Source organism: Arthrobacter sp. AB6 (genome assembly GCF_031844545.1).
In the GTDB taxonomy this organism is placed as follows: Bacteria; Actinomycetota; Actinomycetes; order Actinomycetales; family Micrococcaceae; genus Arthrobacter.
Map to the genome: position 1 here is coordinate 21,147 of NZ_JAUZVL010000018.1, position 25,876 is coordinate 47,022.

The window sequence follows — 25,876 nt, forward strand, 5'->3', positions numbered from 1 at the left end:
TGTCATCAAATTTCCGATTAGCCTGCTTTTCCGACTCCCGGTCTCAATCTGGATGGGCTCGGTTATGGTTTTGCTCATAGCTATGCTCGCTTTGTTGTTGAACTGGTGCTCGGTGGACGAATCAGATCATGTGAGAGATGAGATCCGACTCCTCAGGCTTGGCAGAAGGGGGGGTCTGCTGCTCGTGGACAACAACCCCGTCTTTCATGAGCAGGATGCGGTCAGAGAGCCCGATGAGCTCCAGGAGGTCATCGCTCACGAGGAGGATGGAGACGCCCTCAAGGGTGAGGTCACGCAAGAGGCGGTAGATTTCGGCCTTGGCCCCTGCATCGACGCCGCGAGTGGGATTATCCAGGAAGAGAATCGAGGATCGTCTGGCCACCCAGCGAGCAATCATGATCTTCTGCTGGTTGCCGCCGCTGAGCTCGACAACCGCCTGCTCCGGTCCTTGGGTCTTGATGCCGAATTTCCCAATCATCGTTACAGCGGACTTTGTTTCCGAGCGGGTTTTGATTGGCCCCCTGTCGAGATCCCCTGGACCCAGGCGGGGGAGTGACAAATTCCAGCTCACGGAATGGTCCAAGAGCATTCCGACATCCCCACGCTCGGGGGGTACGTAGCCCAGTCCGCGGCGCATCATCCCAGCGACAGTAACCTTATCCACTTTTTTACCGTTGACTTCGACGGCGCCTGACGCGAGCGGGGACCCGTAACCGTAGATAGATGCGGCAAGCGCGCTCTTTCCCGACCCGACGACCCCGCCGATCCCGAGGATCTCGCCTTTGTGGAGGTCAAATGAGATCCCGGAGAACTCGCCCTGCGAATCGACAAGGTCACGGCATCGCAGGACGGCCTCGGTCCCGGCCTCCTCGGTTTGCTTATGCTCCTGGTAGAACCCTTCATCTCGCTCTCGGCCGACCATCAACGCGTGGATGGCATGAGGGGTCATGGCGAAATCGGGAGTGCGGGCAACAACCTCACCGTCTTTCATGATGAGGAGTCTGTCGCTCAAATCGATCAGTTCCTCAAGGCGATGCGACACAAAAATGATTCCCGCGTCGTCCCGGATACGGCGAACGAAGTCGGCGAAGAACACCGTTTCATCCAAGGAGAGCGCGGTGGTTGGCTCGTCGAGGAGAATGACCGGGTGTTCGACTCCGTATAGTTCAGAGAGTCCGATGCACTTGATCACTTCGAGGATCTGACGGGTGGGAAAGTCGAGCTCGCCCACGCTGCGGGTAACGTCGACGTGGCTGTGATCGTATTTCTGTAGCAGTGCTTTTGCCCGGGTCTTCATCGCGGCCATCCGTGGAGGCCCGAATCCAGGGAAGCGTTGCTCGTGCGCGAGAAACAGATTCTCATACACGGACATGGTGCTGACGAGTGCAAGCTCTTGAAAGACCCGATAGACCCCGACTTGGCTGGCGTCTCGGTAATTCCGGGGGGAGTACTTCTGACCCCGAAGTCGCATGGTCCCCGACGTCGGATCGGTTGTGCCGGTGATGAGGTTTAGCAGCGTTGATTTGCCGGCACCGTTCTCGCCGATCAAACCGAGCACCTCACCCCGACGAACCTCGAGTGAGACTCCGTTGAGGGCTGTGTACTCTCCGTACTTCTTAGTGAGCCCTTCGGTTTCCAATAGGACGTTGCCGGCCTGTGTCACGGAATCGTCCGTCAGAGTAGCCTCGCTCATTGGCCGGCGCCCACAAAGGCTCCGCCGTAGTTGGTGGCCGCCTTCACCTCGGCGAGCGGATCAATCTTGAATCCGGCGTACTCGCGGGTGACGGCATCCCATTCCCCGGAGTCTTTAGACTTCTGGAACTCTGCAGGAAGCACATACCCGGCAGGCTTCTCGCCCGTTCGCCGCTCCCAGAATGCGTTGGGATCGATCGGAGACATGAGGTTTTGCATGTCCCAGTCATTGGGGTGCAGGGTCCTCGACATCCTCGCCCAGTCGTAAGGAGAACCCTTTTCAAGGATTTTTTTGTACAGTTCGGCGGACTTGGGACTGTCGATGATGAACGTGCCGGGCATCATCATGCGTTCCGGAGTGCGTGGTGTCCAGCCGTTCAACGCATCGAACAGGAGTACTGCCTGGAGGCCTGCTTGGTAGCTGGGATCCTGCACCCAGGTTGCCAGTGCTTCTCCGCTTTGGATCTTGCTCAGCATCTCGGGCATGCCGTCCATGCCTGTTACCAATGCCTTATGACCAACACTTTGAAGCGCTGACATCACCCCCAGCGCGCCGTCATCGTTCTGCACGAATACGCCGGCAACATCGGGGTGTGCGTTCAAGATGTTCTCCATGACACCTTGGGCATCTGCTCGGTTGTAGTTGCCAGGCTGACGTGCCACGAGTTGGACGCCCGGATACTCCTTGAGCATGGAGTCGAGTCCCAGGGTGCGTTCAGTGTCATGCGACAGCCCCCGCACGCCCTCGATATGAACGAGCTTGCCAGAACCGCCCATGGCGTCGAAGAGCACCTTTGCCACCTGACGGGCAGCGAGGTAGTTATCCGGGGCGTGGTAGGCGATGTGGTGGCTGCCGTTATCAAAAGGCGTGTTCCACGGGGCGTTAGTGCCATTGTTCGCCACAAATATGTTGTTTTTGGCAAGCGACTGAATAAGTGAGGGAGTTGCACCCTCGTCCGGGGAGGTCATACCAACCGCCTGAATCCCTTGAACGACCGCATCTTCAAATGCGGAACGCTGTACCGACACGTCGTAGTTCGAGACGGACTTGGCATACGTCAGCCCTAGCGCCTCAGCAGCGGCACGGCCGCCTTTTTCCCAGTTCACATAGAAGTCGATATCCAAAGCGTCGAAGGAGAGAAGGAACTTCCCTCCTTTCTTGCCTTCCACGCCGGTTGACGACTTCTGGTCCAAGATGCCACAACCAGTCGCAAAGGCGGCCGAGAAGGCCAACGCCGCGCTGGCTTGGAGGAAACTGCGTCGCCGCGGTTCAACTTTCCAATCGTTCATCATGCCTTCTCCTTGTTCGAAATGGGGAACACTAGTCGGTGTTTCGAACAGCGTACGCGCGCGCAACTCAACTGGTCAATGGGTAGGCCAAAGTTGGTATGAAGCGAAGAAGGTGCCGCTGGCGTCTGAGTCCTAGAAAGTCCAGCCTGGGGGACTGGTCCTAGAACGTGCAGCGTGGGGGACTGGGGGCTGGAGACGGATGCAGCCGCTGCCCGGCATGGAAGGTTCAGGGACTGAGGGTGGATCGTTTGGCCCTTCGCAAACGGCCTGGCACATCGCTAGCGAACCTTCGTCACTTACCACGCAGAAAAACCTTCGAAAGCCTAGTTCTGAACACGACACTATCCACGACGGCAGTGGTACCGACGTTCGGATCTCCCAGATACTGCCACCACAGTTATTGATGCCTTCAATGTTGCGCCCCCCGCGGCAGGCATCGCATCATTTCCATTTCACTATCCCGTTCCCGCATTCGCAATTTCGAACAATGTACCGAATGTTGCACATGTCAACAAAGTCGCCTTATGCTTGTTCAGCAATTCGACAATCATTCGAAATATCGAACATCAATGGCGATGGAAATGGGAGGCTACCTGCATGCACTCGAATGATTTGGCTCCTGAGGTGGTTCGGCAGCTGCGAAGGCAGATGTCAGAAGTGACCCGGCGCTTCCATGACGGTGGAGCGTACCGAATTGAAATGCCTTCTGTAGAGGGAGTTGAGGCTGGGGCCGCGCTGATCGAAAAGGATGCGGATACTGTTCGTTACGCAGCACCCGTCTATTTCAAGTTCGACACTATGAACGCTCCTGGCACTTACCCTGCTGCAGAGCACCGGCGGCCAGCTGTCCTTGCTACCGCCCATAAACAGGCCCGCCCAGCCCGCCTCTGCCTCGATCTGCACGAAAGAGCGGGCCTGGACGACCGCAGTACTTCCTCGAGCAACCGGGGCCTCGGCCCCTTTACTCGATTTACTCGCCTTGCCGCCCCGATCACTGTTCTGGAGGAATCATGAGAGGAGCGTCAACGGTCGCAGTCGAAACTAAATCCAGCGTACGCCGGACGCTGGTATCGGCCACGGTAGGAACAACCATCGAATGGTATGACTTTTATATTTACGCTACTTGCGCGGCACTGGTATTCCCCACGGTTTTTTTCAAGGATTCAGATCCCCAGCTCGCCGTTCTGGCTTCCTTTGGCACATACACCGTCGGATTTCTCGCCCGTCCACTTGGCGGAGTTATCTTCGGGCATATGGGAGACCGTATCGGCCGAAAGGCCGCTCTGATCAGCACACTCCTAATCATGGGATTTGGCACTCTGGCCATTGGCATGCTGCCGACATACGAACAGATTGGTATCTGGGCCCCTATTCTTCTCGTGGTCCTGCGCATTGTGCAAGGCATCGGGGTTGGTGGGGAATGGGGCGGAGCCGTCCTAATCGCCATGGAAGCCGCGCCTAAGGAAAAGCGGGGATTTTACGCTGCGTGGCCTGGATTCGGTGTGCCGGTGGCCCTGCTAATTTCCACTGGTGTCATTTCGTTCGTTTCTGCTGTTACGGGTGACGATTTCGTCGGCTCCGGCCCCTTCGCTGGATGGCGCTGGCCCTTTTATGTCTCTGTCCTGCTTATTCTGGTGGGTTTCTACATGCGCGCGAAGGTGGATGAATCAGCAGCCTTCAAGAAGACCAAGGCTATGGGCGCTGTTGCTAAGCAACCAGTTATTGAGGTGATCCGCAAAAACTGGCGCGAAATCCTTACCATCATTTTCCTTCGAGCCGGAGAAAATGCGCCCTACTACGTCTTCGCATCATTCGTGCTCGTATACGGCACGACCGTCTTGGGCTTCAGTAGGGAATTCATTCTGAACTGTGTCCTTGGAGCTTCAGCAATCGCAATGTTCACCGTGCCGTTTTTCGGCTGGTTGTCGGACCGGATCGGCCGGCGACGCACCTACGTGATTGGCACGATGCTTCAGCTGCTATTCATCTTCCCGTACTTCGGGCTCCTGAACACCGGCCATCCCGTTGTTGTGGCCGTGACCGTTGTTCTTTCACTCGTTCCCTGGACCATGCAGTACGGCCCCCAGCCGGCGCTCATTGCAGAGTCATTTCCGGCTGGACTGCGGTACAGCGGGGCAAGCCTCGGGTACCAGTTCAGCTCGCCCCTTTGGGGAGGGCTCGCTCCGCTCATCGCCGTAGCGTTGCTGCCGGTCAGTATCTGGTGGATCGCCGCCTATATGGCAGCGTTGTGCATTGTCACTCTCGTTGCATCCCGTACCATCCGCGATAACACCGGGGATGTCGACGAGGTCGTGCTCGCAGACGATATCAAGATGGCTACTCCCACCAGCCGGTGAGTTTTCGGAGGGTCGCCGCAGCGTACAACTGCGGCGACCCTCCCCCGTTCTGCCGAACGAAAAAATTTAAGCAGGCGATCGAACAGACGAACCGGCCCGACAGTATTTGCAGTCGGGCTCAGGATGGATGTGTATCAACGCCACCTATATTCTTCTCACCCAGAGTAGCGCGGATCGTTTCCCCGGAATCGGCGTGCTCTCGCTCACCGTGCCTATCACCGCCACGACGGCAGCAGTTATTGGTGTGCCGCAGGCGGCTGGCCAACTGACCCCCAGGGATTCTAGCCGCTGCGGCCGGCTTGCCACCCTGGTGCCTGTGCTGCCGATTGCGCTCGAACCCGTCCTTGCCATCGTCCACGGACGGCTCATCCTGTACCAGCTGCCCTTCCGTCAACCTGCCTCGGCCGTTCGAAGCCGTGCTTGCTGATCACGCGGCCGGAACTGTTGACGACTCTGATCCCGTCCATGGCTGGGGTCAATTCAGGTTATCCACGGCTGGAAGTGGGAGCCCTTGGGATAGCTCGCTGGCAGCAGTAGCGGATAAATTATGAGAATTGTCCCCGGCTGTGGGCGGGGGACCTAACTCCTTGTTCAAACGCAGACAAGCTCCGGCTGTTCCTAGGACCCAGACAAGGAGCCATGCGTCAGCTTTGGGTGTCGTTCAACATGGCTTAAGACGATCAAAAAACTTGCTTTATCAGGCACCGGCGCCCCAGTCAGAATCTCAACGGCTCGGTCGACTGAGACATTTGATCACGTGGAAGCGGTCCCCGTTGCGGGAGAGGGCCACGTTGTGCCTCGACTGTCCGGGTTCATACGCTGTTGCCGGACCAGTCCGTAGGGGACCGTTGGATGTGCGCGCACGATGTACGTGTCTTGACTGATACGGGTCACTAGGATTCCTGTTTCGTAATGCTCTGCGGATTCGGTAACAACTGCAATTGCCTCTTCGATGGCACTTTCTGCGTCTGCCCCGCTTTGGACATTGACTTCCCGCATTCCTGGTTTCCACCATTGATGGTTGGCTTCGGTTGTGACCGGATGTGGTCCCGGCTCTCTTTGGTTGTTCTTCATCCGAGTGTTTTCTTTTGGAGCCTTTTGCCTGGGAGGTACCTGTTAGGATGCATCAACGAAAGATGCTGGTTGGACGCATCGACTGCCTCCGAGCCCTGGAGAATCCGAGCTGCTGGCGGCCGTGCAGTTATAGGAGGCCGAGTTCTTTTGTGGTGCCGGAAGGTACTTGATAGGTGAGCTCGATGCTGTCGTCACCAGTTTCAGTTCCATCGGTTAGGAGGGACACAGGTTCAGGAGCTTGCTGCGCCTGTCCCTATATCTCTTTTGCCTTGTCTGAAACCTCAGCGGGGCGATGTCAGCAAAGGAGGGGCAAAGACTGCAGAATGCTGCGCAGCTTCATTGCCTCCCGGGGCACGAACTCGGCCACCGTGAGGCCGACCAGGTCGAAGTGTTCCGCGATCGCTGTGATCGTGCCCAGGGCCGTGGCCGCGGTTACGGCATCGGGCTCGTGGGCCATTCCCAGTGCCGCATCGGTGCTGGCAATGACGTCAACATCAAAGTGAACTGCGACGTGGCGGCATCCTGATCTGTGCAGCCACTCCAGTACCGATGAAACGAAGACGCTTTGTTCGGCGGGCTGGATCACGGTCAGGTCCCACTCTTTGACGTTGGTCGCGTCCTGGTCATCCCAGCCGTGAGCTCCTGCCAGGAGTACTTGGGGAGGGGAAACCGTTCCGGGCAGATCGGCGAGCACTGCCTGGTCGCCTTTACCAAGGAGGTGGGTGACGACCATGGTGTTGAGCCCGGCGTTGGGTCCGTGGGGAAGGTTGGAGTCGGCGTGGCTGTCCAGCCATACGACGGCGAAGTCGTCTCCGTATTTGGCGGCAAGGTAGGAAAAGGGGACTAGGCTGACAGCACAGTCACCGCCGATGGTCACGATGCGATCAGGGTTTGCCGCAGCAATTAGCTCCAGTGCGGCGCTGTTCTGTCGGAGAACCTCAGTCTTTGCCTCGATGCCGTCTTCCTTGGGAAGTGCCGGGTCGTAGTCGCTGACGGGAACGGTGGCCGTAGGGCAGGCGGCAGGTGGGGCAAGCAAGGCAGCGATGTTGCCGCCGATCCCGTATGCCAGGCGTCCCTCTTTCTGATTGAGTTCTGGAGTGAGGGCGTCTACAGCGCCGGGTTCGGCACCCTGCCATTGGGGCCAGAGCAGTCTCAATGTTCCTGTCACCGCGCGATCTCCTCTTGTGCGGCGCTGCTGCTTGTCGCCACCGCTTGACGCCGGGTTGCGCGTTGGAGTGAATAATCTGCCGCAGGCCCATCTTTGTGATGCTCCCGAAGAGCATCGACGTCATTCCAGGACAGTCCCCGTCGGGAAAACGGGGTCAGAGTTCCTGTCGCCGCCCTAGAGAACGGCGCGTTGACCATGAAGCAGAGTTGGGTTTGAGATTGATAATTGCCTGTGCGTTCCGACGGTGGAACCCAGTCGAAGGAGCGGTCTTCGACGAAGGCGTCATTGTTTTTCACAATAATCCTTAAGGGGGGAATGAGGCGGAACACCGTGGTCGTCCTGTTGCAGGGCATCTGCGCCCTGCAACAGGAGCGACTTGGGGGCAAATCCGGTGCCTCGAAAAAACTGCTAATCCGGCTGTCTAATCGAGCCGATCAGTTGGCAGGGTTTAACTCTGATGACGGAGCCGTGGATGGCGCATCTATTTTGCGGATCGAGCCGGTGTGCAGGGGCCTGGACTCCACAATGGACAGTTCTGCACGGAGATCGAGTTTGCGGGTGAGCAGGGCATAGGCGACCGAGGCGCCGATAAATCCAGCGACGAAGCTGATGTCGGTGCCGCCGATCAGGGCAGCAAAGGGGCTGGTGTAGAACGGCAGGCTGATGAAGGGGATCATCACGGCCATGCCGATGACGTAGCTGGTCAGTCCACTGGAGTTCCAGCGGCCGTAGAGCCCACCGTCGCGGCTGAGGATGTCGGTGATGGAGTACCGGCCGCGCCGGATCAGGTAGTAGTCGGTGAGGTTGATGGCCGTCCACGGAATGAGAAGGTATCCGAGGATGGTGAGGAAGACCCCGAACTGGCTCAGGATGTCCTCCGGCACGAGCAGGCTTGCCAGGATTACCACCAGCCCGGCAACGCCCAGGGCGATTGAGCGCAGTCTGGCGGTGGGTTTCAGCGGTTTGAACGCCTCAAGCCCGCTGAGTACTGCGATCGAGCCGCTGTACATGCCTTGGGTGAAGGTGGCAAGGGTGACGACGATTGCGATGGTGAGAGTGATGGTCCCCAAGCCGAATCCGAAGGAGTTTCCGATGTGGGCGAGGGCTGCTACTGCGTCTTCGTCCGGGTATGCGGTCACTGCCACGGCGCCGAGCGCCTCGATCCAGGTTGCTGAGACCAGGGTGCCGCAGAAGACGGATGTGACCACCGCCCGGTTACCGATCTTGGCCGGCAGGTATCGGGTCATGTCCGAGATCATGGGCGCAAGCGCGATCTGGTAGGTCGCCGCCGCGGCGATCTGTGCAATGAAGGCGGCGGGGACGAATCCACCGACTGCCATCAGGTCGCCCATGGGCAGTGTGGCGAAGACTGCGATGGTCAGGAACAGCAGGTTTGCCACCATGAAGTAGGACGCGAGCTTTTCGATCGCCATGATGAGCCGGAATCCCACGATGGCGGTGAGAATTGCTGCTGCCCCAAGGACGACCGGGTAGAGGACCGGCTGCGGGGCTGTGATGTTGCCCAGCGACTGGCTTGCGGTCTGCAGGTTGAAGATACCGAAGCCGATCTGGATGATCGCGGCCGCCGCGATGGGAATCAGCGCCCCGCGTGCGCCGAACTGGACGCGGGACTGGATCATCTGCGGCAGTCCCATGTGCGGACCCTGGGTTCCATGGAAGGCCTGGAATGAGACGCCGATAAGGTTGCCGATAACCAAGGCGATGAGAGTCCACTGAAGGGAAAGGCCCGCAAGGGGGCCGACCGTCCCGGCCAGGGCCGTGATGATCGTTGCGTTGATCATGAACCAGAACTGGGTCTGGCCGGTGACGGAGCCGTGCCGGTCGGACTTGGGGACGTAATTGAACGAGTGGGACTCTATGAAAGTCCGGCTGTCGCTGGTTTCGTTGGGGGACATGCGGTTGCCTCTTCTTTGAAGTTCGCAGGGGAAAGTTGGGTGTGCAAGTGAAAAATCATTCCGTCGTAAGTGATCAAATGTAGATGTGGTCCTGGTGGCGGATTTTCCGGCCATGCTGCATCACGAACGTGGGGCGCTGCAGTTCGGTGATGTCCTGAAGCGGGCTGTTGGCTGTTGCGATCAGGTCCGCACGTTTTCCGACTTCGATGGTACCGATCTGGTCGGATTTTCCAAGGGCCTCGGCGCCGCGCATGGTGCCGGCGACGATTGCTTCGGCCGGGTCCATGCCCCATTCCACGGCGTACTGGAACTCGCGTGCTGCGGTGTCCTGGGGGTGGGTCGGATAACCGATGAGGTCGGAGCCGAGCACGAACCGGACGCCTGCGTCCAGGCCCTTTTTGAAATCTGTACGCATCTGAATCGTGTGTCGGTCGAACACGTCCCGCTCCCACTGGGGATAGTGGAATTCATCGTACGCCGCCTGGTGGCTGTAGAGCTGGGAAATCGTTGAGCCAACGAGGATCTGGCGCTCGACAAGCCGGTTGCGGGTCTTGTCGCTGATTCCGTAACCGTGCTCGACGATATCAACACCGCCGTCAAGGGCCAGGTTTACGGCGGTTTCACCGATGCAGTGCGCACTGACCATGACATTGTGAGCGTGTGCCTCGTCGGTTGCTGCCTGCACTTCTTCGAGGGTCATACCTGCCAGCTGCCGAAGCGGGTCATCACCCCAAGCGTGGTACTTGTCGTCAACGAAGCCTTTGGACAGGCCCAGCTTGATGAAGTTGGCCCCGGCGCGGATGCGCCGGCGAACGATTTCGCGCATGGCTACCGGGCCATCGGCGATGATGTCGCGTTGCCGCGCCCATTCCAGGGGCAGGTCTGTGTACTCCCATGTGCCGTTGGTGGTGGTGATGAATTCGCCTGCCGCGGAGAGCCACGGTCCTGCGATGTGGCCTTCGTCGATCGCCCGACGGATGTCGGGTCCGACGGAGGATCCCAGGTCCTTCGATGACGTGATACCCGCCAGCAGCATCTTCCGGGCCTCGCCGGCTCCCCGGAGTGCCCGGTAGGACTCGGTCTCCTTTGGAAGGCGGTGCAGCTGGTGGCTTGGCACACCGAAGAAGTGCATGTGGGCGTCGATGATTCCCGGCAGGAGGGTCTCGCCGGTGAGGTCGATGACGGCAGCGCCGGCGATGTCCACGGTCTCCCGTGTGCCGATCTCGGCGATGATCCCGTCAACGACCTTGACGGCAACATCCCGTACGGGCTTTGCGCCCGTGCCGTCGATGAGTTCCCCGGCGAAGATGACGGTAGTGCCTTGTGTCAGTTCCATCTGATTGTCCTTATGACTACTTGGTCAGCGCGCGTGAGGTGTCGAGGGAGAACGGCGCGTGCCAAAGCGGAGTGTTGCTGAAGAGCAGGACGCTTTCGTCGAGCTCGACACCGATGTTTTTGGTGACGTATTCGCGGCGGGCTGTGATGCGTTCCCACATCTCGGGGTAGAGGTTCTGGATCTGGGTGCGGAGCTCCTGGTCGGCCAGTGCGAGTCCGTCCTCGACGTTTACCCCGACATGCGGTCCCTTGCCGGCGGGGATGATGTCGCCTTGGAGCACCATGCCGGAGCGGAGGCGGGTGCGGTCCCCGGCGGTGAACGGGGAGACACTCCACTCCTCGAAGTCGAGCAGGTGCCCGGGGTTGAGGGCAAAGTCGAACAGGTCGTCGTTCCGGGACTTGTCGGCTGCGGAGAAGACGTCACCGGTCGTGACGCCCAAAGCCAGGGCCTCGTACCAGGTGACGAGGGTGTCAAAGTAGGCCCCGCTCAGCGCCGGGTAGAACTCGCGCACATCCTCGGCAAGGTCATCAACGGTGTTGGCGATGGCGCCGCTGCGGCAAGTCAGGGCACCGCGGATGCCCTGCGCCACCTGGTACGCATCACCAAGCTTTGCCACCTGGTGCATCGGGCTCTTCAACCCCTGTGCAGTCCTGCTGCCGAGGTTGACCATGTCGTGCACGCTGCGCTCAAGACCAAAGCTGAACATGGTGTCGGCTACCTGCCATGAGACGGCTCCAGGGCGCAGGGCGCGGACCGCGCGATGGACGCTGACAGAGCACACAGCACCCGCGTATTCGTACTCAGCCATCTGGTGCACGTCCGCGACCGTGCGAAGTCCGCGGGAGGGGTTGAGGAAGATCTCAACAGCGTTCTGGACATTGGCGTGCCCCGCAAGCTCCCTAACGGTGTCCACCAGGTAGGACGGCACGGTGAAGGAGTTCTGCGGGTCCTTTACAAAACCGGCAGTAAGGTACTTACCGCCCGCGATTCCGACCTTGGTTCCGGCGCTGATTCCGAACCCGGCCAAGACTTCGGCAAGCTGTACCGGATTGTGGCGGAACTGCCCAAGCGGGCTCAGTTCCTGGTACAGCACCTGCTCAACTCCCAAGGACGAGCCAGGGCCGACTGACTGATTTTCGTTACCAAGGAGGATGGACCGCTTGCCGTTGCTGTCCAGCAGGAGGATTGCTTCCTCAAAGCGAGGGTCAACGCCGGTCAGGAAATGCAGATCACCCGACTGCTCGCGGTCTCCGAAAACAACCAGTACATCCAGTCCCTCTTCGCGAATGGCGGAGATAGTCTCCTCGATCCGCCGAGCGTACTCGCTGACCGGGACGCCCGGACGAACAGTGGGGAGAGCGATCTCGGGCATCGGGATGGCTTTAAGAGTTGCCATGATGTTCCTTCCGTTGGGTGTTAGGAGCGCGGTGTTGCAGCTGGCCTCACCGGCCCAGCGTTGCGCAATATTGCGCGAACTGTTGCGAATACTTTACGCTATATCGGCGAGGCATTGCGTAACAAATGTGTAACAGTGGCGTCTACTGGCGTAGGAAAACGCCGCCCGTGCGGAAGGATGAACGGCCTTCGTGTAACTGGCGTCGCTCCTGTGAATTTCCGAATCGGCAGGACGGCGGGGGATCCCCCTGGCCCCGCAGTTTGGGGTCCGGGCTGCTCCTGGGAAACCACTTCGGCCGGTGTCGGACGGACGACGCAACGCGTACCTAATGGCCCCCTGCCGTTGTTTGAAGAATTCGTCGGCCTGATGAGCTACGCGGGTGATGGAGCTGCCGGGATCCCGGCCGATGGAAGAGCGGGGCCCACCGTCGTGCCTTTAGCCGTGTTGATTCCGGGCGCAGCACAACTTAACGAGGGGAAGCCCGCCATTGGGGGCAATGGCGGGCTTTCCGGTTTCATGCTTGGGCAGGATCGTCGCCCAGGGCCTACAGGTGCCCGGCAGGTTCCCCGCCCCCTCTGCTAGGGACGGTCCTGAGGCGCGAGGGCGGCACTACTTCAGGGGCGCCTTGATCCAGTCGACAAGTTCTTGATTTTCGCGAAGCTTTTTGTAGTAGTCCTCCGCGACGTAGTGTGCGTTGACGTCTATGTCTGCTGGCAGGACGCCGTCCTTCACGTTCTGGGCAGCGTAGAAATTAAGTGACTTACGCCAGTAGAGCTCGGAACTCGGATTGAAGGTATCGGCTTCCCATCGTTCCAGGCTCGCGAAACCAATGAAATCGTTGAGAATCTGCTCGATTTCACCATCCTCGAATGAGGATCCGGATCGTTCGTTGACAGACTTCATGATGGTGGGCACGACGGCGTCGGGTTTCTCATTTACGTAGCGGGCAACGCGCGCCCACAGGGCAGTCAGCTTGACCACCGTGTCCTCGTTGTTGCTCAGCCAGCGTTGGTCCACCGCCATTGTGTCGTACCAAAGGCCGCCGGGACCGATGATTTCGGCGCCGCCGACGTTGACAACGCGGTTTGGATATTCTCGTAGCAGTTTGGACTCCTGCGCCAACGAACCGATGTAGAAATCGGCCTCGCCCTGAAGGAATGCCTGGGCTGCGCGAGCATCGTCAGCGACATCGACGACCTTAATGTCGTCTCGAGTCAGTCCGGCGAATTCCAGCATTCCGTTCAGGAGCGCACCGAAAGCGGACTCCCGTAGCACGAACGTTTTCCCCGCGAGATAGGAGTGCACCTCCTTGCGGGCCGCTTCGGGTTCGGCGCCGCCGGCGACGAGGGCTTGATAGCTGGGTGCATCGGAGTGGCCTATGAGAATGAACCCTTTGAACTGGCTGATGATCATGGCATCACGAAGGTTGGGGGATTGCTTCAGATAGGGGAAATTGCATGCTGTGCATGTGCTGACAACGTTGAGGTCTTGGCGGGCCAGTGACTGGACAGCGGTATCGACTTGCGGCAGCCAGGTGAATTCCAGGTTGAGTCCGAGTTCCTCCGCCATGCCAGACTGTTCGGCGAATTCCCATGCGGCGTACTGATGCAGGGGTTGAAGGGCCATTTTGACTGTAGTGACTTCCTCAGCGCCCCCGGCGCTTGGGGAGGCTGAGCACCCGCTGAGGCCAATTACGCCAGCGGTCGCTATTGCCACTGCTGCAGCCATTCGCCGCCGCAGCTTTGACGGCGCGCTATCGCGAATGAATTTCATTATTTTACTCCTAGTACTGAACCGACATGGCTTGACATTTGATCCCGTTCTGTCCACCGCAGGATTCGGCGTTGGACAGAACGGATGAGGAAATCAAAGAGCAGCGCAATGAGGCTGTAGATGACCACGAGATTGAGGATTCCTGCGGTATCGAGGAAGGTTTGGCGGTTCAGCATCAGGTATCCAAGGCCGTCCTGTGCGCCGATAAATTCTGCAGCTACCCCGAGCCCCCATGAGGCTGCGGCGGAGACTCGTACCGCCCCGGCCAGGTGCGGGGTAATCGAGGGGACGACAACGGTGCGGTACAGGAAGCTTCGCGAGGCTCCGAGATTCAACCCGGCCTTAATGTAGATCGGAGAGACGTTGCGGATAGCTTCCAGCGTTGAGACCACCAGGACGACGAAGGTACCGAATGCCACCAGGATGACCTGGGCCGTTGTACCGAGGCCGAACCACAGGATGAAGAGCGGGATGAGGGAGAAGACCGGAACAGGGCGGAGCGCCTCAAACACGCCCCCGAACAAGTTCCTGATCCTCACGCTGTAGGCGAGGAGGAGGCCCACAAGGATCCCTAATCCGGTTCCAATGAGGAACCCGGTTAGTGTCATGCCCACTGTCATAATGATGGCGCTCGGAAGGCGCGGCATGAGGTCAAGGAAGCTGTCAACGAACTGCTCGGGACTGGGGAGATACAACGTATCGATGAAGCCAAATCCGGTGACGATGAACCAGGCTGCTATCAGCACTGCCGGGATGATAAGGCCCTCGCCGATGCGTGAGGTGTTGCCCAGCCAGACGGCGCGCGCAGCCTTGGGCCGGACTTTGTGGCTGGTGGTGGTCATGCTGCCTCCTTGGTATTTGCTGGGTCATCCTCGATGTAAGAGGAAAGTTCCCGACGCAGCGCCTGGAACTCAGGTGATGTTTTGATCGCTGGATCGCGATCAGGGCCAAACGGCACATCTACTAGGGCGAGGAATGGTCCTGGCCCCTTCCGAAGGACTGCGACTTTCGAGCCGACGAACAGCGCTTCCTCAAGATCATGGGTGACAAAAAGGGAGGTAACATCCCGGCCGCGGCAAATTTCTCGGAACTGAATCTGAAGCCGCTCTTTGGTCATCACATCAAGTGCGGCAAATGGCTCATCCATGAGCAGCGCTTCGGGCTCGACGACGATGGCCCTGGCCATATCGCAGCGCTTTCGCATACCCCCCGAGAGCTGACGGGGATAGGCATCGGCATAAGCCGTCAGGCCGACGAGCTCGATCGCTCTGGCCGCCTTGGCCCGGCGCTCCGACGCCGACTCGCCACGTACCCGAAGACCGTACTCAACGTTCTGCCGAACTGTGTACCAAGGGAAAATGGCTTCTTCCTGAAAGACCATTACACGGTCGGCACCGGGGCCAGCTATCGGGGCGCCACCAACGGTGACCTTCCCCTTGCTTGGAACCAGAAAACCGGCTGCGATGTTCAGCAGTGTCGATTTGCCGCAGCCGCTGGCGCCGAGGAGGCACACCACTTCACCGCGGCGGACATCAAGATCAATCCCGCCGAGAATTTCCGGCCCCTGACCGGAGTATCGCAGGCCTACATCGCTAAATTTCATATACAGATCAGCACCTCGGCCCTGATCTCCCTGGAGGGTTGCACCTAAACCCTGTTGTGCTGTCATTTCACGGACCTTTCCAAATACATATGCATCAGTTCGGGGACTTTCTCATCCGGGGGGGAACCGTTCCCTCATTAGCGAGCGACGGAGCCGACCCCCTTACGCGGTGTTCCTCAGCGCGCGTCTCCTCGGGAGCGGCACCCGGAATCAGATCAACCAAGGGGATGTACGCGAAGGGCGCCACGGGTTCGTGAATCTCCTAGATGATCCAAGATTGTGCTGTGACATGAACCATACCTGAGCATGCGAAAAATTGCGCCTATTTTTAAAAATTGTTCTTTTTTTCGTAGCGCGCAGCGCATGTTGTGCTGGTATGAGCAGCCAGCTAGAGCGCATGCCTGATGAACCTGCCGCTCCTTGGCGTGCATGTCATCGCAAGGCGCTACTTCAAGAGCTGTGTCCGCAACAAGAAGGAATCAAGAAAAGTACGAGCGCCAAGGGCCAAGCGTCCCGGTACAGATGCCGGGAACCCGGCGGGTGTGCACCTAGAGAAAGCCTGATATCAGGCTAGGGATACAACGGAGTCCCGCACTACAAGCGTCACGGGAAGTCGAACGTCCGACGCCGGGATGTCAGTACCACCTAGGCGCGAGATTAAGATGTCTACAGCCATGGCGGCCATACGATCCCGGGGAAGCCGAACTGACGTGAGAGCGGGAGTCAAATGCCGGGCAAAGAAAATATCGTCGGATCCTACGATGGAAAGATCCTCGGGAATGCGCACGCCTAGGTCCTTGGCTGCACTGTATATCCCCAAGGCGATCTCGTCTGCGGTGACGAAGACGGCCGAAGGCCGCTTGGGTGACAAGAGGATTTCTGAAAGAGCCGCGGTGCCAAACTCTTTGCTGATCTCGCCAAACAGTTGCAATTGATCCTCGGGATCAACGCCTGACTGGCGAAGTGCTTCGCTGAACCCTTTGCTGCTCTCTTTGTTTGATTCAAGCCATTCCGGTCCCCCGATAAGGGCAATCTTTCGATGGCCCATGCGCGTTAGGTACGCGACAGCCTGATTCGCGCCGGAATAATGATCAACGCGAACGGTGGCTACAGCAACTCCGGGAATTGGCTCGGCGAGGGCCACAACCGGTTTGCCTGCCTCCAGGACTTGTTGGATGCCACTATGAGTACGCTGAAGCCCGGCGTAAATAACACCGCAAACTCCGTCAGAGGCAAGCATTTCAACGATGGCGTCATTGTCCAGAGTGCGGTCCCTCGTCGAGTATACGAAGGACGCGAACCCGTTCCGCTCGGCGGCGTCTCCCACATACTCAGCCAAGTCGGCGAAGTAGCCGTCTCGGATACGAGGCACCACTATTGCTATCACATTCGCTGGAGCGACTCTCTCAGATGTGGCTGAAACAGCAGAAGGTCGATCACGCACTCGCCGATACCCGGTCTCTTGAACAGCCTTCAAAATCCGCTCCTCCGTATCGGAGGCAATCGCTAATTTTCCGTTCAAAAAACGCGACACGGTGGATGGAGCGACGCCGGCGATTGAGGCCACCTGCTGCAAGCTCGGACGCAGTGGTCGAACCATCGCATTCTCCACGTGCTCGCTCCTCCTTCGTGCTGCGAAACGATGATATTCATGTCGCTCCCGTCAGGAAACTTACGATATCAGGATTCCCAACTTTTGCGTAAGTTTTCGTGCCTACGACGGGTGTTACTGGTGGAGGGCCATATTGTTGGCGACGTAGTGAAGTCGGCAGTCGCCTATCAGTTTTGCCCGGCGGGTACATGGTCCTGCCGCTGTTAGTCTTCCTAGCGGTGCCGCCGTTCGTCGCTGCCCGAATGGTGTGACTCTCGCCTTCCCGGAACCGCGCCCTGCTGCCGTCACCAGGCACAAAACCTATTACTGAATTGCGGAAGGCTGCCAACTTGTTGCCGACGGCTACGCAGCAAACGAGCTTATAGCCCTCCCATGCGATCCTCCACCGGAAGGACTGTTCTAGTCTTGACGGAGGTGACGACGCGGGAAATTACTCAGGCATTAGGCCAAGGGATGGCCAGTGTCTTGCGCCTGAAATTCGCTTCCTAATTGTAGAATGGGGTATGGCGAATGTTGGGCGGCCTAAGGCCTTGCTGGAACTGACGGATGAGGAACGGGCGGCCCTGGTGCGGTGGTCCCGCAGGGCGAAGTCGTCCCAGTCGCTGGCGACGCGGTCGAAGATCGTTTTGGCCAGCGCCGAAGGGCTGACGAACGTGGCGGCCGCTGCCCGGTGCGGTGTCGAACCGCACACGGTTGCGAAATGGCGGCGCCGGTTCCTGGAACAGCGTCTGGACGGGTTGGTCGACGAGCCCAGGCCGGGTCGGCCGGCCACTGTCACTGCCGAGGAGGTCGAGGACGTCGTGGTCGCGACCCTGGAATCGACGCCGACGAACGCGACGCACTGGTCCCGGGCCAAGATGGCCGAACGGACCGGCCTTTCGAAGTCCACGATCGGCAGGATCTGGAAGGCGTTTGAACTCAAGCCGCACCGCGCCGACGGGTTCAAGCTCTCCACCGATCCGCAGTTCGTGGACAAGGTCTACGACGTGGTCGGGCTCTACCTGAACCCGCCGGAATCGGCAGTGGTGCTGAGCGTGGATGAGAAATCCCAGGCCCAGGCCCTCGCACGTTCCCAGCCGGCGTTTCCGATGATGCCCGGCATGCCCGAGAAACGGACCCACGACTACGTCCGGCACGGAACCACGACCCTGTTCGCGGCCCTGAACACTGCGGACGGGTCTGTGATCTCCTCCCTGCACCGGAAACACCGCGCGGTGGAGTTCAAGAAATTCCTGACCAAGATCGACGCCCAAGTCCCCGCGGATTTGGACGTGCACCTGATCTGTGATAACTACCAAACCCACAAAACCCCGGCCGTCAAGGCCTGGCTTGAAAACCACCCCCGCTTCCACATGCACTTCACCCCGACCTACTCATCGTGGATTAACCAGGTCGAGCGGTTCTTCGGCTTCGTCACCGACGACCTGCTCCGCCGCAGCGACCACCGCTCAGTCCAGGCACTCGAGGCCGACATCCGGGCCTGGGTGAAGACCTGGAACGAGCACCCCACACCCTTCACCTGGACAAAAACCGCCGAACAAATCCTCGAATCCCTCGGACGACTTCTGAACCGAATTTCAGGCGCAGGACACTAGGTCGGCTCTTCCTATCGACCCCGGACTACGCTTTTTCGCTCGTTGCCTGCGTCTGCATTCTACAAGGCAGAGGACGAGGTCGAGCAAGATTCTCGCCAGGAGCCAATTCATTCGAATGGCACCCGGGGAGAGCAGTTATAACGCCCAAGTCGGCAAAGAGCAGGGCGCTACTCACGAAAGGACACATGGAACTTCTTTGGAAAATCACCGGCTGGGCAGGGGCGGCTGCGATACTCGGCGCTTATTTGGCCGTCTCCATGGGTTGGCTAAAGCCCGGCAGAGCATTTCAGACGGCAAATCTCTTCGGTGCCTGCGGCTTCATCATCAATAGCGGGTTCCACGGAGCGTGGCCCTCCGTAGCCCTCAATGTTGCCTGGTTCATCATTTCTGCCGTCGCGCTTCTTCGCATGCGTTCAGTAAGCCGGCCGGCGGCGCCAGCCGCCGATGTGTCCGAGCTTCAAGCAGCCACCCGCGGCCCTGGCGACGCCTCACGCTGACTCGCCATCGTCAAGGTTCCCATCGGTTGCATTCGAGGCGAAGAAATCGCTACACCTTGTTCAGCCAGGTGTTGAAGTTTAGCAGGCAGGGCGTTACCGGTGGAAGGCGCCGAACACGGATTCACGATGGGCATGTTGTGCCCTGTAACGACTCCATCCGCGCTCCTTTGGGGTACGGCCCAGTAGGAGTTGTTTATCGCGCCGGAGGATGGGCAAATCTAGGCATGCTCTATTGCGAGGCGGTCAATCAACTGGTTAGGGCCTCAGATGTGAAGATTGTCGGTCTTGACGATCAGCACATCGCAGGGGGCATTGTGCGCCACGCTGTTGGCGACGCTTCCCAGGACCCTTCCAAGTCCGCGCATGCGGATGTTGCCCACGACGATCATTTGGGCATGGTGACGCTCCGCCTCTTCAATCAGCACTTCAGCCGGTTTGCCGCGGGCTGCTGAGAATGTGACGGTCAGTTCCGGAGTCTGCAGTTCACTGGCAACACTTTGGGCAATTTGCTGGGCGCTGTAGGCATCGGGGGCGACCCAAGTGTCGCTGTCGCTTCCATAGAACTCGGCGCTCCCGCTATCGAATGCGGTCACGACGTGGAGACGGGCATTGAGCGCGAGGGCTTTCTGCCGTGCAGATTTGGCGGCTTTCATGGCGGTGGGGCTGCCATCTACTCCAACGATTATCACTGGCATGGACATGTTCCTTCTTCTTCGGGGTGGCTCGGGTGGTGGGTTGAAGCTTTTTGAGATGGTGCTTAAACCTCGATGCCCAAGTTGTGCAACTGTTTGGCCTTGTCCGGATTGTTGGTCAGAAGCCGGACCTTGTGGACCCCGACTGCACGAAGGATGTCCACGGCTGTGGAGTATTCTCGTTCGTCTTCTTTGTGGCCTAGTGCGATGTTGGCCTCGAACGTGTCAAGGCCTTTGTCCTGGAGGGCGTAGGCCTCAATTTTGGAATAGAGTCCGATGCCGCGTCCTTCTTGGCGGAGATACAGCAGGAAGCCACCTTCGAGGGCGATCTTTTCGACGGCTTCACGGAGCTGCGGGCCGCAGTCACAGCGTTGGCTGCCGAAGACATCCCCTGTCATGCATTCGCTGTGGAGCCGGACCAGAGGTGGCTTTTCTGACGAGTTGGCGTTGCCAACTGCCTGCTCCCGTCCGCCGAATGACAACAGAAGGTGTTCCTTGCCGTCCTTGAGACCGTCGAAGGTGAAGACGGTCGCAGTGGCTGTGAAGCCATCGGCGAATCGAAGTGGCACATTGATCTTGTCTCGTATCTCGGCGGGTGTTGGCGAGTTGACTGTCGCGCTGTGTGGACTTGCAGGAACGAGCTTTAGGCCTATTACGCAGGCTACGATTCCGGCGAGGAACAGCACGCGCAGGACGGTGGGTGACTCGTCTCCTGTCAGCATCGACCATGTCACAGTCAGGGCTGCTCCAGTGCCGGTCCAGACGGCATATGCGGTGCTCATGGGGATGCGCTTGGCCGCATACCCAAGACCGAGCATGCTGAGGATCATTCCAACTGCGAAAATCGCCGTCGGAACTGGGGCAGTGAAGCCCTGGCTTTGGCCCAGGGCGGTGGCCCACACGGCCTCGAGGACTGCGCTGGCGAGAAGGACGATCCAGTGCATCAGCTGACTACCTTCAATCCGACAACACAGCCGACAAGAGCGGTCAGCAAGGCAGCACGCCCCAGGGACAGGAGTTCCTGTTTGCGGACCACAGCCACTGCCGCGGTCAGCACCGCCCCAATGCCCACCCATACAGCGTATGAGGTGCCGGTAGGGAGTTCAGTCATCGCAAAGGCCAGGCCGGCCATGCTGAGCGCCATCGAGGCCACAAAAATGAACGTGGGTACTTTGCGCTTGAACCCGTCCGAGGCGCCGAGCGCTGTTGCCCAGACTGCTTCCAGCACGCCGGAAAGTACTAGCACTAGCCACGCCATTCCATCTGTCCTTGCCGTTGGTTAATCCGATTCGCACGACTGTACGGATTCATTTTTAGCACAGTTCGTACGACTGTGCGAGAATTTTGTGATGGGCCGGAGTGTGGATGTAGAAGAACGGGACCGCCTTGTCGCCGAGGCGGCCTGGCGCGTGCTGGTGAGGGACGGCCTGGTCGGCCTATCAGTCCGGAACGTTGCCGCGGAGGCCGGCTTACCGCCGAGCTCGCTCCGCTACACCCTTCCCTCCCAGGCCAAGGTTCGTGAACGGGCTGTCGCCCTTGTCATTGAACGCCTCAAAGGCCGGCTTGCGCTCCTACCGGAGGGGCCTGCCAGCCGGGACCGGGCCAGGGCTATGCTTTTGGAGCTCCTGCCCTTGGACCTGGAACGGCGCACTGAGATGGAGGCGTTCCTAGCCCTGGGCACTGCGGCTACGACAGATGTCGTTTTGCGCCCAGGTTATCGGGCGGCGCACAGCTTCCTGCGCAGTGTTTGTACTAAATCTGTGACCATGATGATCAATGATGAACGTGATCGGCAGGGGGTGGAAGCGGCCCGGGTTCATGCCCTTATTGACGGGCTGGCACTGCATATCATTCGCCAGGACGCCGATGACGACTGCGCATGGGCGGTAGAAGTCCTGGACCTGCATCTTGAGCAGATGGCAAACAACTAGGGCTCGCGTTGGGTTTTCAGTGAGCCTCGTCCAGCAGGTCTGCGATGACCTTCAGGGCCTGGGCCAGCTGAAGGTCGGAGACCGCCCCGTACCCTATGACCAAGCCGTTCCCGGGAGGACGGTCAGCGTAGTACCCGGCAAGGGTCACGACGCGGACTCCTTGCTGAAGTGCCTGCGCGGCCACGGTCGCGGCTTCGGGTTGCTGAAAGCGGATGACGGCGTGGAGTCCTCCGTCGAGTGCGCCCAGTTCGAGATCCTCGCGGGACCCTAACCGCTCAATGAGCAGGGCACGCCGGTGCGCGTATTCCCGACGCGCCCGCGCGGTGTGCCGTGAGAGCCCGCCTCCTTGGATGTAGTGGGCGAGTGCTTGCTGCAGGACCCCGGCTACGGGAGTGTCCAGGGCTTCACGTGATGCTTTGAGCCTTTGGCCAGCGTCTCCGCGGACGACGAGGTATCCGCATCGCAGCCAGGGGCTCAAGTTTTTTGAAAACGTCCCCAAAATCACCACCTCGGCGTTTGTAGGAAGGGATGCTACAGCGGGAAGGGGCATTCTGCTGTGGCGGAATTCGCTGTCGTAGTCGTCTTCCAAAACGAGAACACCACGCTGGTCGGCCCATTTGAGAAGACCCAGCCGTTCCTGAACGGCCATTCGTCCGCCCAGCGGGTACTGGTGGCTGGGTGTTATGAGAATCGCGTCAGGAGTGTCCTCGAGCGCGGCCAGCTGGGTACTTCTGACGCCGTTCTCGTCGACCGGAACAGTCTGGAGCAGCGCCCCGGCGGCGGACATGACGCGCCACGCTGTCGGGTATCCCGGGTCTTCAACAAGAATGCGAGGACTTCCCCGACGGCTGCGGAGCATGGCAACTACGAGATGCAGCGCATCACTGGTGCCACCAGTGATAATGACGTCCTCCGGGTCCACGGCGAGCCCCCGGGATAGGGCCAGGTGTTCGGCGACGGCCTCCCTCAGCAGGGCTGTTCCGAGGGCCGGGGGCAGATGGGTTGTTCCTTCCTCCGACAGTGCCTTCTTCCAGGCGTTGCGCCATTCCCGGCCCTTGAACGGGGCCCCCGACGGCCGGCCCGGGGTCAGGTCAATCAGCTCCGGGGCGGTCTTAGCCTTGCCGGTGCGCCTCTTTGCAGAAGACGAGTTTTGAATGTCGGGGCGGACCGCGACCTTCGTCCCACCTGCTCCATTGCTTTCGAGAAACCCCTCGCCGGAGAGCTGTTCAAACGCTCGTACCACAACGCCCCTTGAGATGCCGAGCTCTGAAGCCAGCCGCCGGGTAGCAGGGAGAGTGTGTTCTGGCTTCAAAATTCCGCGGAGGATGGCACTACGCAGTTGATTTGCCAGCTGCGCAGCCAATGACACGGAGCTTTCCCGATCAAGTCCAAGTGGAATTTCAGCTTCGCCCATTGGACCTCCCGGATTGTCAATTCTTGGACCTAGTGTAGGACCAAAGTTCTTGACACCATAAAACCAGTACCGGCCTCAGCGTCGCTCGGCCACTCCGCAGGCACTGCTATGAAAGAAGGACTTTTTTGTTTACCGGACTTAGTGCATTTCCCCTGACGCCCATGAATGGCGAAATGGTCGACCTCAAGGCACTTGCCGCGCTGGTGTCCCGCGCAGCGCAGGCCGGGGTGGACTCCTTGGGAGTCCTCGGCTCTACAGGAAATTATGCTTACCTTTCCCGTGAGGAACGCCGGGCCGTGCTGGAAGCGTCGGTGGACGCCGCTGATGGGGTCCCGGTCCTTGCAGGCGTGGGGGCCGTCCGCACCCGCGACGTGCTGGCCCTGACTGAGGACGCCCACGTTGCGGGCGCTTCTGCCGTACTTCTGGCTCCCGTGTCCTACCAGCGGCTTACTGAAGTGGAGGTGCTTGGGCTGTACGAGGACGTGGCAGCGGCGTCGGCGCTGCCCATTGTTGTGTACGACAACCCGGGCACCACGGGTTTCACCTTCTCCGATGACCTTCATGCCCGTATCGCGCAGATCCATGGAGTCGCTTCGGTGAAGATTCCGCCGCCCGCTGTCGGCGAAGCGTCCACCCGGGTTGGGCAGCTCCGCTCATTACTGCCGGAGCAAACTTCGGTGGGCATCAGCGGGGACTGGGTGGCAGCCGAAGCGCTGCTGGCTGGCGCCGATGTCTGGTATTCCGTGATTGCGGGGGTCCTCCCGCGGCAGGCCAGAACCATTGTTGATCATGCAGTGGCCGGCCGCAGTGACTTGGCTCTGGAAGCCTCTGCAGCGCTGGAGCCGATATGGTCGCTGTTCCGGGCCTACGGAAGCTTGCGGGTCACCGCGGCTCTGGCCGAAGACCTCAGGCTGGTGCCGTCTTCGGCCCTGCCGTTGCCTTTGCGCGGCCTGGACAGCGTTGGCCGCGAAAGGGTCGCAGAGGCTATTCGAGTCTGTGGCTTGGAGGCTTTGGCTGATGGGTGAGGGTGAAGCATGCCTGCCGTCCCGACGCCTGCTGAGAGCGGCAACACGGACTGTGTGCCGATGATGCTTGGTCCGTGTTGTTCCGTTGCAGAGCCCCGAGCGCTGGCGGAGCCGCGGGGGCGGGTTGCTGACAGGCGGACCCCTATAGCGTTCGCTTCCGGACGCATGGCTGGAGCCCGGGGGAGGGCCGCATGAGTCTCCTCGGGGGCAGAAACCATATCCAACCCCATGCTGAAAAGCCGGCTGTCAGGGGAGGTCTGGCCCGTTATGTCCTTGCAGCCACGTTAGCCCGCAGCGCGGATGGTGGCGCCGTCGTCGCGATTGTTCTGCTGGTGACGGGCAGTGGCGCCCCGGGGTGGCTGGCGGGGATTCTGGCTGCATGCATCACTGCACCGCATCTGTTTGGTCCGCTCATTGCCAGGTGTCTTGACACTGCTCGGGATGGGCGAACGGTGATTGCCTTGGCCTGCATGGCCCACGGTGTGACCTTGGCGGGAGCGGTCCTGCTCTATCCGGTGGCGTGGCCCGTTGTCCCTGCCTTGCTGCTCGTGGCGTCGGGCCTGGTGGGTCCGCTCCTGACCGGCGGAATCAGCAGCCGCCTGGCAGGCATTGCCGGCACGGACAAAACCAGCCAGCGACGGGCGCAGGGATGGGATGTGGCCACCTACGGCATCGGCGGGACCATCGGGCCCTCCCTGGTGGCAGCTGTCTCGGCGTGGGCGGACCCTGAGGTCGCGGCGTTGATCCTAGCCGGGTCGACCTTTGTAGCGGCCGCTGTCATCAGGCTTCTGCCGTATGCGCCGCCCGCCGCGGTCCCCGCGGATATACCCCGGCCGGGACGAACCCTGCTGCTGATGATTTCCAGCGGCCCCTTGCGTCGCACCCTTTACATGACGGTTGTCATTGCCCTGTCCGTCGCAGCGCTGCCTATCACTGCGGTGGCGTCGACGGGGGAACTTGGTGTCAGTGCTGCTGCCGCAGGGGTCCTCACAGCAGCGTACGGGCTTGGCGGCCTGGCCGGTTCTGCAGGGGTAATGATCCGGCCGATGCGAGCAGACGCGGACCCGCTGATGTCGTGGCTGGCCGCTGCTGTGGGGGTCGGCCTGTGTGGTGCCGCCTTCGCCGGGATTTTTCCCGTGGCCGTCGCGGCCTACTCTGCCGTTGGCCTGCTCAACTCCTATTTTTTTGCTGCAACCTTGGCAGCCCGGAGCGAGTATGCACCGGCTGAAGCGCGGGGGCAGGTGTTTGTCTGGGTTGGTGCCTTGAAAATCACCGCAGGATCTGCCGGCACAGCGTTCGCTGGCGCGATCGTCGCCGTAACCACCCAGCTGCCCCTGTTCATCGCGGCCGGGCTCATCGTGGTGGCTGTGACCGCGTCAATCATTGATCGCCGCCGTGACCTGAACCGAAGCTGAACCCGCTGCAGGCCACGAATCTACGGCCGATGCCGTAACCGCCCTGCCAAGTTGCCACCGTAAACATCTGCGGGGCAACTTGGCACGGCT

The 25,876-nt window shown here is 60.0% G+C and carries 21 protein-coding genes; 6 read left to right on the forward strand and 15 right to left on the reverse strand.

The annotated features are described in order from the left end of the window. Positions 1–121: 121 nt before the first annotated feature. Both Q9R30_RS13975 and Q9R30_RS13980 read right to left on the reverse strand, forming a co-directional pair. The gene (locus Q9R30_RS13975) at positions 122–1,693 is read right to left on the reverse strand and encodes a sugar ABC transporter ATP-binding protein (RefSeq protein WP_311217916.1); all 1,572 of its coding nucleotides are present in this window, start codon (positions 1,691–1,693) and stop codon (positions 122–124) included. Then, complete coding sequence (locus Q9R30_RS13980) at positions 1,690–2,985, reverse strand: sugar ABC transporter substrate-binding protein (protein ID WP_311217917.1); 1,296 nt, start codon at positions 2,983–2,985, stop codon at positions 1,690–1,692. The genes Q9R30_RS13975 and Q9R30_RS13980 overlap by 4 nt, the downstream gene beginning before the upstream one ends. Positions 2,986–3,992: 1,007 nt before the next feature. On the opposite strand from Q9R30_RS13980, the gene Q9R30_RS13985 reads away from it, so the two are divergent. Together Q9R30_RS13985 and Q9R30_RS13990 are read left to right on the forward strand one after the other, a co-directional pair. After that, the gene (locus tag Q9R30_RS13985; RefSeq protein ID WP_311217918.1) at positions 3,993–5,339 is read left to right on the forward strand and encodes an MFS transporter; all 1,347 of its coding nucleotides are present in this window, start codon (positions 3,993–3,995) and stop codon (positions 5,337–5,339) included. Positions 5,340–5,466: 127 nt separating this feature from the next. Continuing rightward, complete coding sequence (locus tag Q9R30_RS13990; RefSeq protein ID WP_311217919.1) at positions 5,467–5,766, forward strand: hypothetical protein; 300 nt, start codon at positions 5,467–5,469, stop codon at positions 5,764–5,766. Positions 5,767–6,708: 942 nt separating this feature from the next. Here the strand turns inward: Q9R30_RS13990 and Q9R30_RS13995 are convergent. From Q9R30_RS13995 to Q9R30_RS14035, 9 genes are all read right to left on the reverse strand, one after another. Next, positions 6,709–7,581: an arginase family protein gene (locus tag Q9R30_RS13995; protein ID WP_311217920.1), complete on the reverse strand. Its 873-nt coding sequence runs from the start codon at positions 7,579–7,581 to the stop codon at positions 6,709–6,711. Beyond that, a complete protein-coding gene (locus tag Q9R30_RS14000) occupies positions 7,578–7,877 on the reverse strand; it encodes a hypothetical protein (RefSeq protein WP_311217921.1) in 300 nt (99 codons plus the stop codon). The genes Q9R30_RS13995 and Q9R30_RS14000 overlap by 4 nt, the downstream gene beginning before the upstream one ends. Before the next feature lie 138 nt (positions 7,878–8,015). Then, a complete protein-coding gene (locus Q9R30_RS14005) occupies positions 8,016–9,497 on the reverse strand; it encodes a cytosine permease (RefSeq protein WP_311217922.1) in 1,482 nt (493 codons plus the stop codon). Positions 9,498–9,570: 73 nt separating this feature from the next. Next, on the reverse strand, positions 9,571–10,833 hold the full coding sequence (locus tag Q9R30_RS14010; protein WP_311217923.1) for an amidohydrolase family protein: 1,263 nt from the start codon (positions 10,831–10,833) through the stop codon (positions 9,571–9,573). Between the two features lie 16 nt (positions 10,834–10,849). Then, positions 10,850–12,229 carry a hypothetical protein gene (locus tag Q9R30_RS14015; RefSeq protein ID WP_311217924.1) on the reverse strand — a complete coding sequence of 460 codons (1,380 nt, stop codon included), beginning with the start codon at positions 12,227–12,229 and terminating at the stop codon, positions 10,850–10,852. 609 nt (positions 12,230–12,838) lie between these two features. Continuing rightward, complete coding sequence (locus Q9R30_RS14020; protein ID WP_311217925.1) at positions 12,839–14,002, reverse strand: ABC transporter substrate-binding protein; 1,164 nt, start codon at positions 14,000–14,002, stop codon at positions 12,839–12,841. Beyond that, positions 14,002–14,844, reverse strand: a complete 843-nt coding sequence (locus Q9R30_RS14025; protein ID WP_311217926.1) for an ABC transporter permease — start codon at positions 14,842–14,844, stop codon at positions 14,002–14,004. The genes Q9R30_RS14020 and Q9R30_RS14025 overlap by 1 nt, the downstream gene beginning before the upstream one ends. Then, complete coding sequence (locus Q9R30_RS14030) at positions 14,841–15,671, reverse strand: ABC transporter ATP-binding protein (RefSeq protein WP_311217927.1); 831 nt, start codon at positions 15,669–15,671, stop codon at positions 14,841–14,843. Before Q9R30_RS14030 ends, Q9R30_RS14025 begins: the two co-directional genes overlap by 4 nt. A 499-nt stretch (positions 15,672–16,170) precedes the next feature. After that, positions 16,171–17,217 carry a LacI family DNA-binding transcriptional regulator gene (locus Q9R30_RS14035; protein WP_311217928.1) on the reverse strand — a complete coding sequence of 349 codons (1,047 nt, stop codon included), beginning with the start codon at positions 17,215–17,217 and terminating at the stop codon, positions 16,171–16,173. A gap of 503 nt (positions 17,218–17,720) precedes the next feature. Between Q9R30_RS14035 and Q9R30_RS14040 the strand changes: the two genes are divergently transcribed. Next, complete coding sequence (locus tag Q9R30_RS14040; RefSeq protein ID WP_311217929.1) at positions 17,721–18,812, forward strand: IS630 family transposase; 1,092 nt, start codon at positions 17,721–17,723, stop codon at positions 18,810–18,812. A gap of 760 nt (positions 18,813–19,572) precedes the next feature. Here the strand turns inward: Q9R30_RS14040 and Q9R30_RS14050 are convergent. The 3 genes from Q9R30_RS14050 to Q9R30_RS14060 all read right to left on the reverse strand — a co-directional run bounded on the left by Q9R30_RS14050 (position 19,573) and on the right by Q9R30_RS14060 (position 21,259). Then, entirely contained in the window at positions 19,573–20,004 is a 432-nt protein-coding gene (locus Q9R30_RS14050; RefSeq protein ID WP_311217931.1) for a universal stress protein, read from the reverse strand. 62 nt (positions 20,005–20,066) lie between these two features. Beyond that, complete coding sequence (ribA, locus tag Q9R30_RS14055) at positions 20,067–20,945, reverse strand: GTP cyclohydrolase II RibA (protein WP_311217932.1); 879 nt, start codon at positions 20,943–20,945, stop codon at positions 20,067–20,069. Then, the gene (locus Q9R30_RS14060) at positions 20,945–21,259 is read right to left on the reverse strand and encodes an SMR family transporter (protein ID WP_311217933.1); all 315 of its coding nucleotides are present in this window, start codon (positions 21,257–21,259) and stop codon (positions 20,945–20,947) included. Before Q9R30_RS14060 ends, ribA begins: the two co-directional genes overlap by 1 nt. Positions 21,260–21,350: 91 nt before the next feature. On the opposite strand from Q9R30_RS14060, the gene Q9R30_RS14065 reads away from it, so the two are divergent. Then, positions 21,351–21,932: a TetR family transcriptional regulator C-terminal domain-containing protein gene (locus Q9R30_RS14065; protein WP_311217934.1), complete on the forward strand. Its 582-nt coding sequence runs from the start codon at positions 21,351–21,353 to the stop codon at positions 21,930–21,932. 16 nt (positions 21,933–21,948) lie between these two features. Here the strand turns inward: Q9R30_RS14065 and Q9R30_RS14070 are convergent, their stop codons facing one another. Beyond that, positions 21,949–23,346 carry a PLP-dependent aminotransferase family protein gene (locus Q9R30_RS14070; RefSeq protein ID WP_311217935.1) on the reverse strand — a complete coding sequence of 466 codons (1,398 nt, stop codon included), beginning with the start codon at positions 23,344–23,346 and terminating at the stop codon, positions 21,949–21,951. 125 nt (positions 23,347–23,471) lie between these two features. On the opposite strand from Q9R30_RS14070, the gene Q9R30_RS14075 reads away from it, so the two are divergent. Beyond that, entirely contained in the window at positions 23,472–24,371 is a 900-nt protein-coding gene (locus Q9R30_RS14075; protein WP_311217936.1) for a dihydrodipicolinate synthase family protein, read from the forward strand. 470 nt (positions 24,372–24,841) lie between these two features. Beyond that, the gene (locus Q9R30_RS14080; RefSeq protein WP_311217937.1) at positions 24,842–25,786 is read left to right on the forward strand and encodes an MFS transporter; all 945 of its coding nucleotides are present in this window, start codon (positions 24,842–24,844) and stop codon (positions 25,784–25,786) included. The last annotated feature ends 90 nt before the right edge of the window (positions 25,787–25,876 follow it).

Excerpts from the sequence above, each read along its gene's own strand:
- Q9R30_RS13975 (WP_311217916.1), bottom strand. The coding sequence starts at position 1,693 with ATGAGCGAGGCTACTCTGACGGACGATTCCGTGACACAGGCCGGCAAC.
- Q9R30_RS13980 (WP_311217917.1), bottom strand. The coding sequence starts at position 2,985 with ATGATGAACGATTGGAAAGTTGAACCGCGGCGACGCAGTTTCCTCCAA.
- Q9R30_RS13985 (WP_311217918.1), top strand. The coding sequence starts at position 3,993 with ATGAGAGGAGCGTCAACGGTCGCAGTCGAAACTAAATCCAGCGTACGC.
- Q9R30_RS13990 (WP_311217919.1), top strand. The coding sequence starts at position 5,467 with ATGTGTATCAACGCCACCTATATTCTTCTCACCCAGAGTAGCGCGGAT.
- Q9R30_RS14005 (WP_311217922.1), bottom strand. The coding sequence starts at position 9,497 with ATGTCCCCCAACGAAACCAGCGACAGCCGGACTTTCATAGAGTCCCAC.
- Q9R30_RS14010 (WP_311217923.1), bottom strand. The coding sequence starts at position 10,833 with ATGGAACTGACACAAGGCACTACCGTCATCTTCGCCGGGGAACTCATC.
- Q9R30_RS14015 (WP_311217924.1), bottom strand. The coding sequence starts at position 12,229 with ATGGCAACTCTTAAAGCCATCCCGATGCCCGAGATCGCTCTCCCCACT.
- Q9R30_RS14020 (WP_311217925.1), bottom strand. The coding sequence starts at position 14,002 with ATGAAATTCATTCGCGATAGCGCGCCGTCAAAGCTGCGGCGGCGAATG.
- Q9R30_RS14025 (WP_311217926.1), bottom strand. The coding sequence starts at position 14,844 with ATGACCACCACCAGCCACAAAGTCCGGCCCAAGGCTGCGCGCGCCGTC.
- Q9R30_RS14030 (WP_311217927.1), bottom strand. The coding sequence starts at position 15,671 with ATGACAGCACAACAGGGTTTAGGTGCAACCCTCCAGGGAGATCAGGGC.
- Q9R30_RS14040 (WP_311217929.1), top strand. The coding sequence starts at position 17,721 with ATGGCGAATGTTGGGCGGCCTAAGGCCTTGCTGGAACTGACGGATGAG.
- Q9R30_RS14050 (WP_311217931.1), bottom strand. The coding sequence starts at position 20,004 with ATGCCAGTGATAATCGTTGGAGTAGATGGCAGCCCCACCGCCATGAAA.
- ribA (WP_311217932.1), bottom strand. The coding sequence starts at position 20,945 with ATGCACTGGATCGTCCTTCTCGCCAGCGCAGTCCTCGAGGCCGTGTGG.
- Q9R30_RS14060 (WP_311217933.1), bottom strand. The coding sequence starts at position 21,259 with ATGGCGTGGCTAGTGCTAGTACTTTCCGGCGTGCTGGAAGCAGTCTGG.
- Q9R30_RS14065 (WP_311217934.1), top strand. The coding sequence starts at position 21,351 with ATGGGCCGGAGTGTGGATGTAGAAGAACGGGACCGCCTTGTCGCCGAG.
- Q9R30_RS14070 (WP_311217935.1), bottom strand. The coding sequence starts at position 23,346 with ATGGGCGAAGCTGAAATTCCACTTGGACTTGATCGGGAAAGCTCCGTG.
- Q9R30_RS14080 (WP_311217937.1), top strand. The coding sequence starts at position 24,842 with ATGGCCCACGGTGTGACCTTGGCGGGAGCGGTCCTGCTCTATCCGGTG.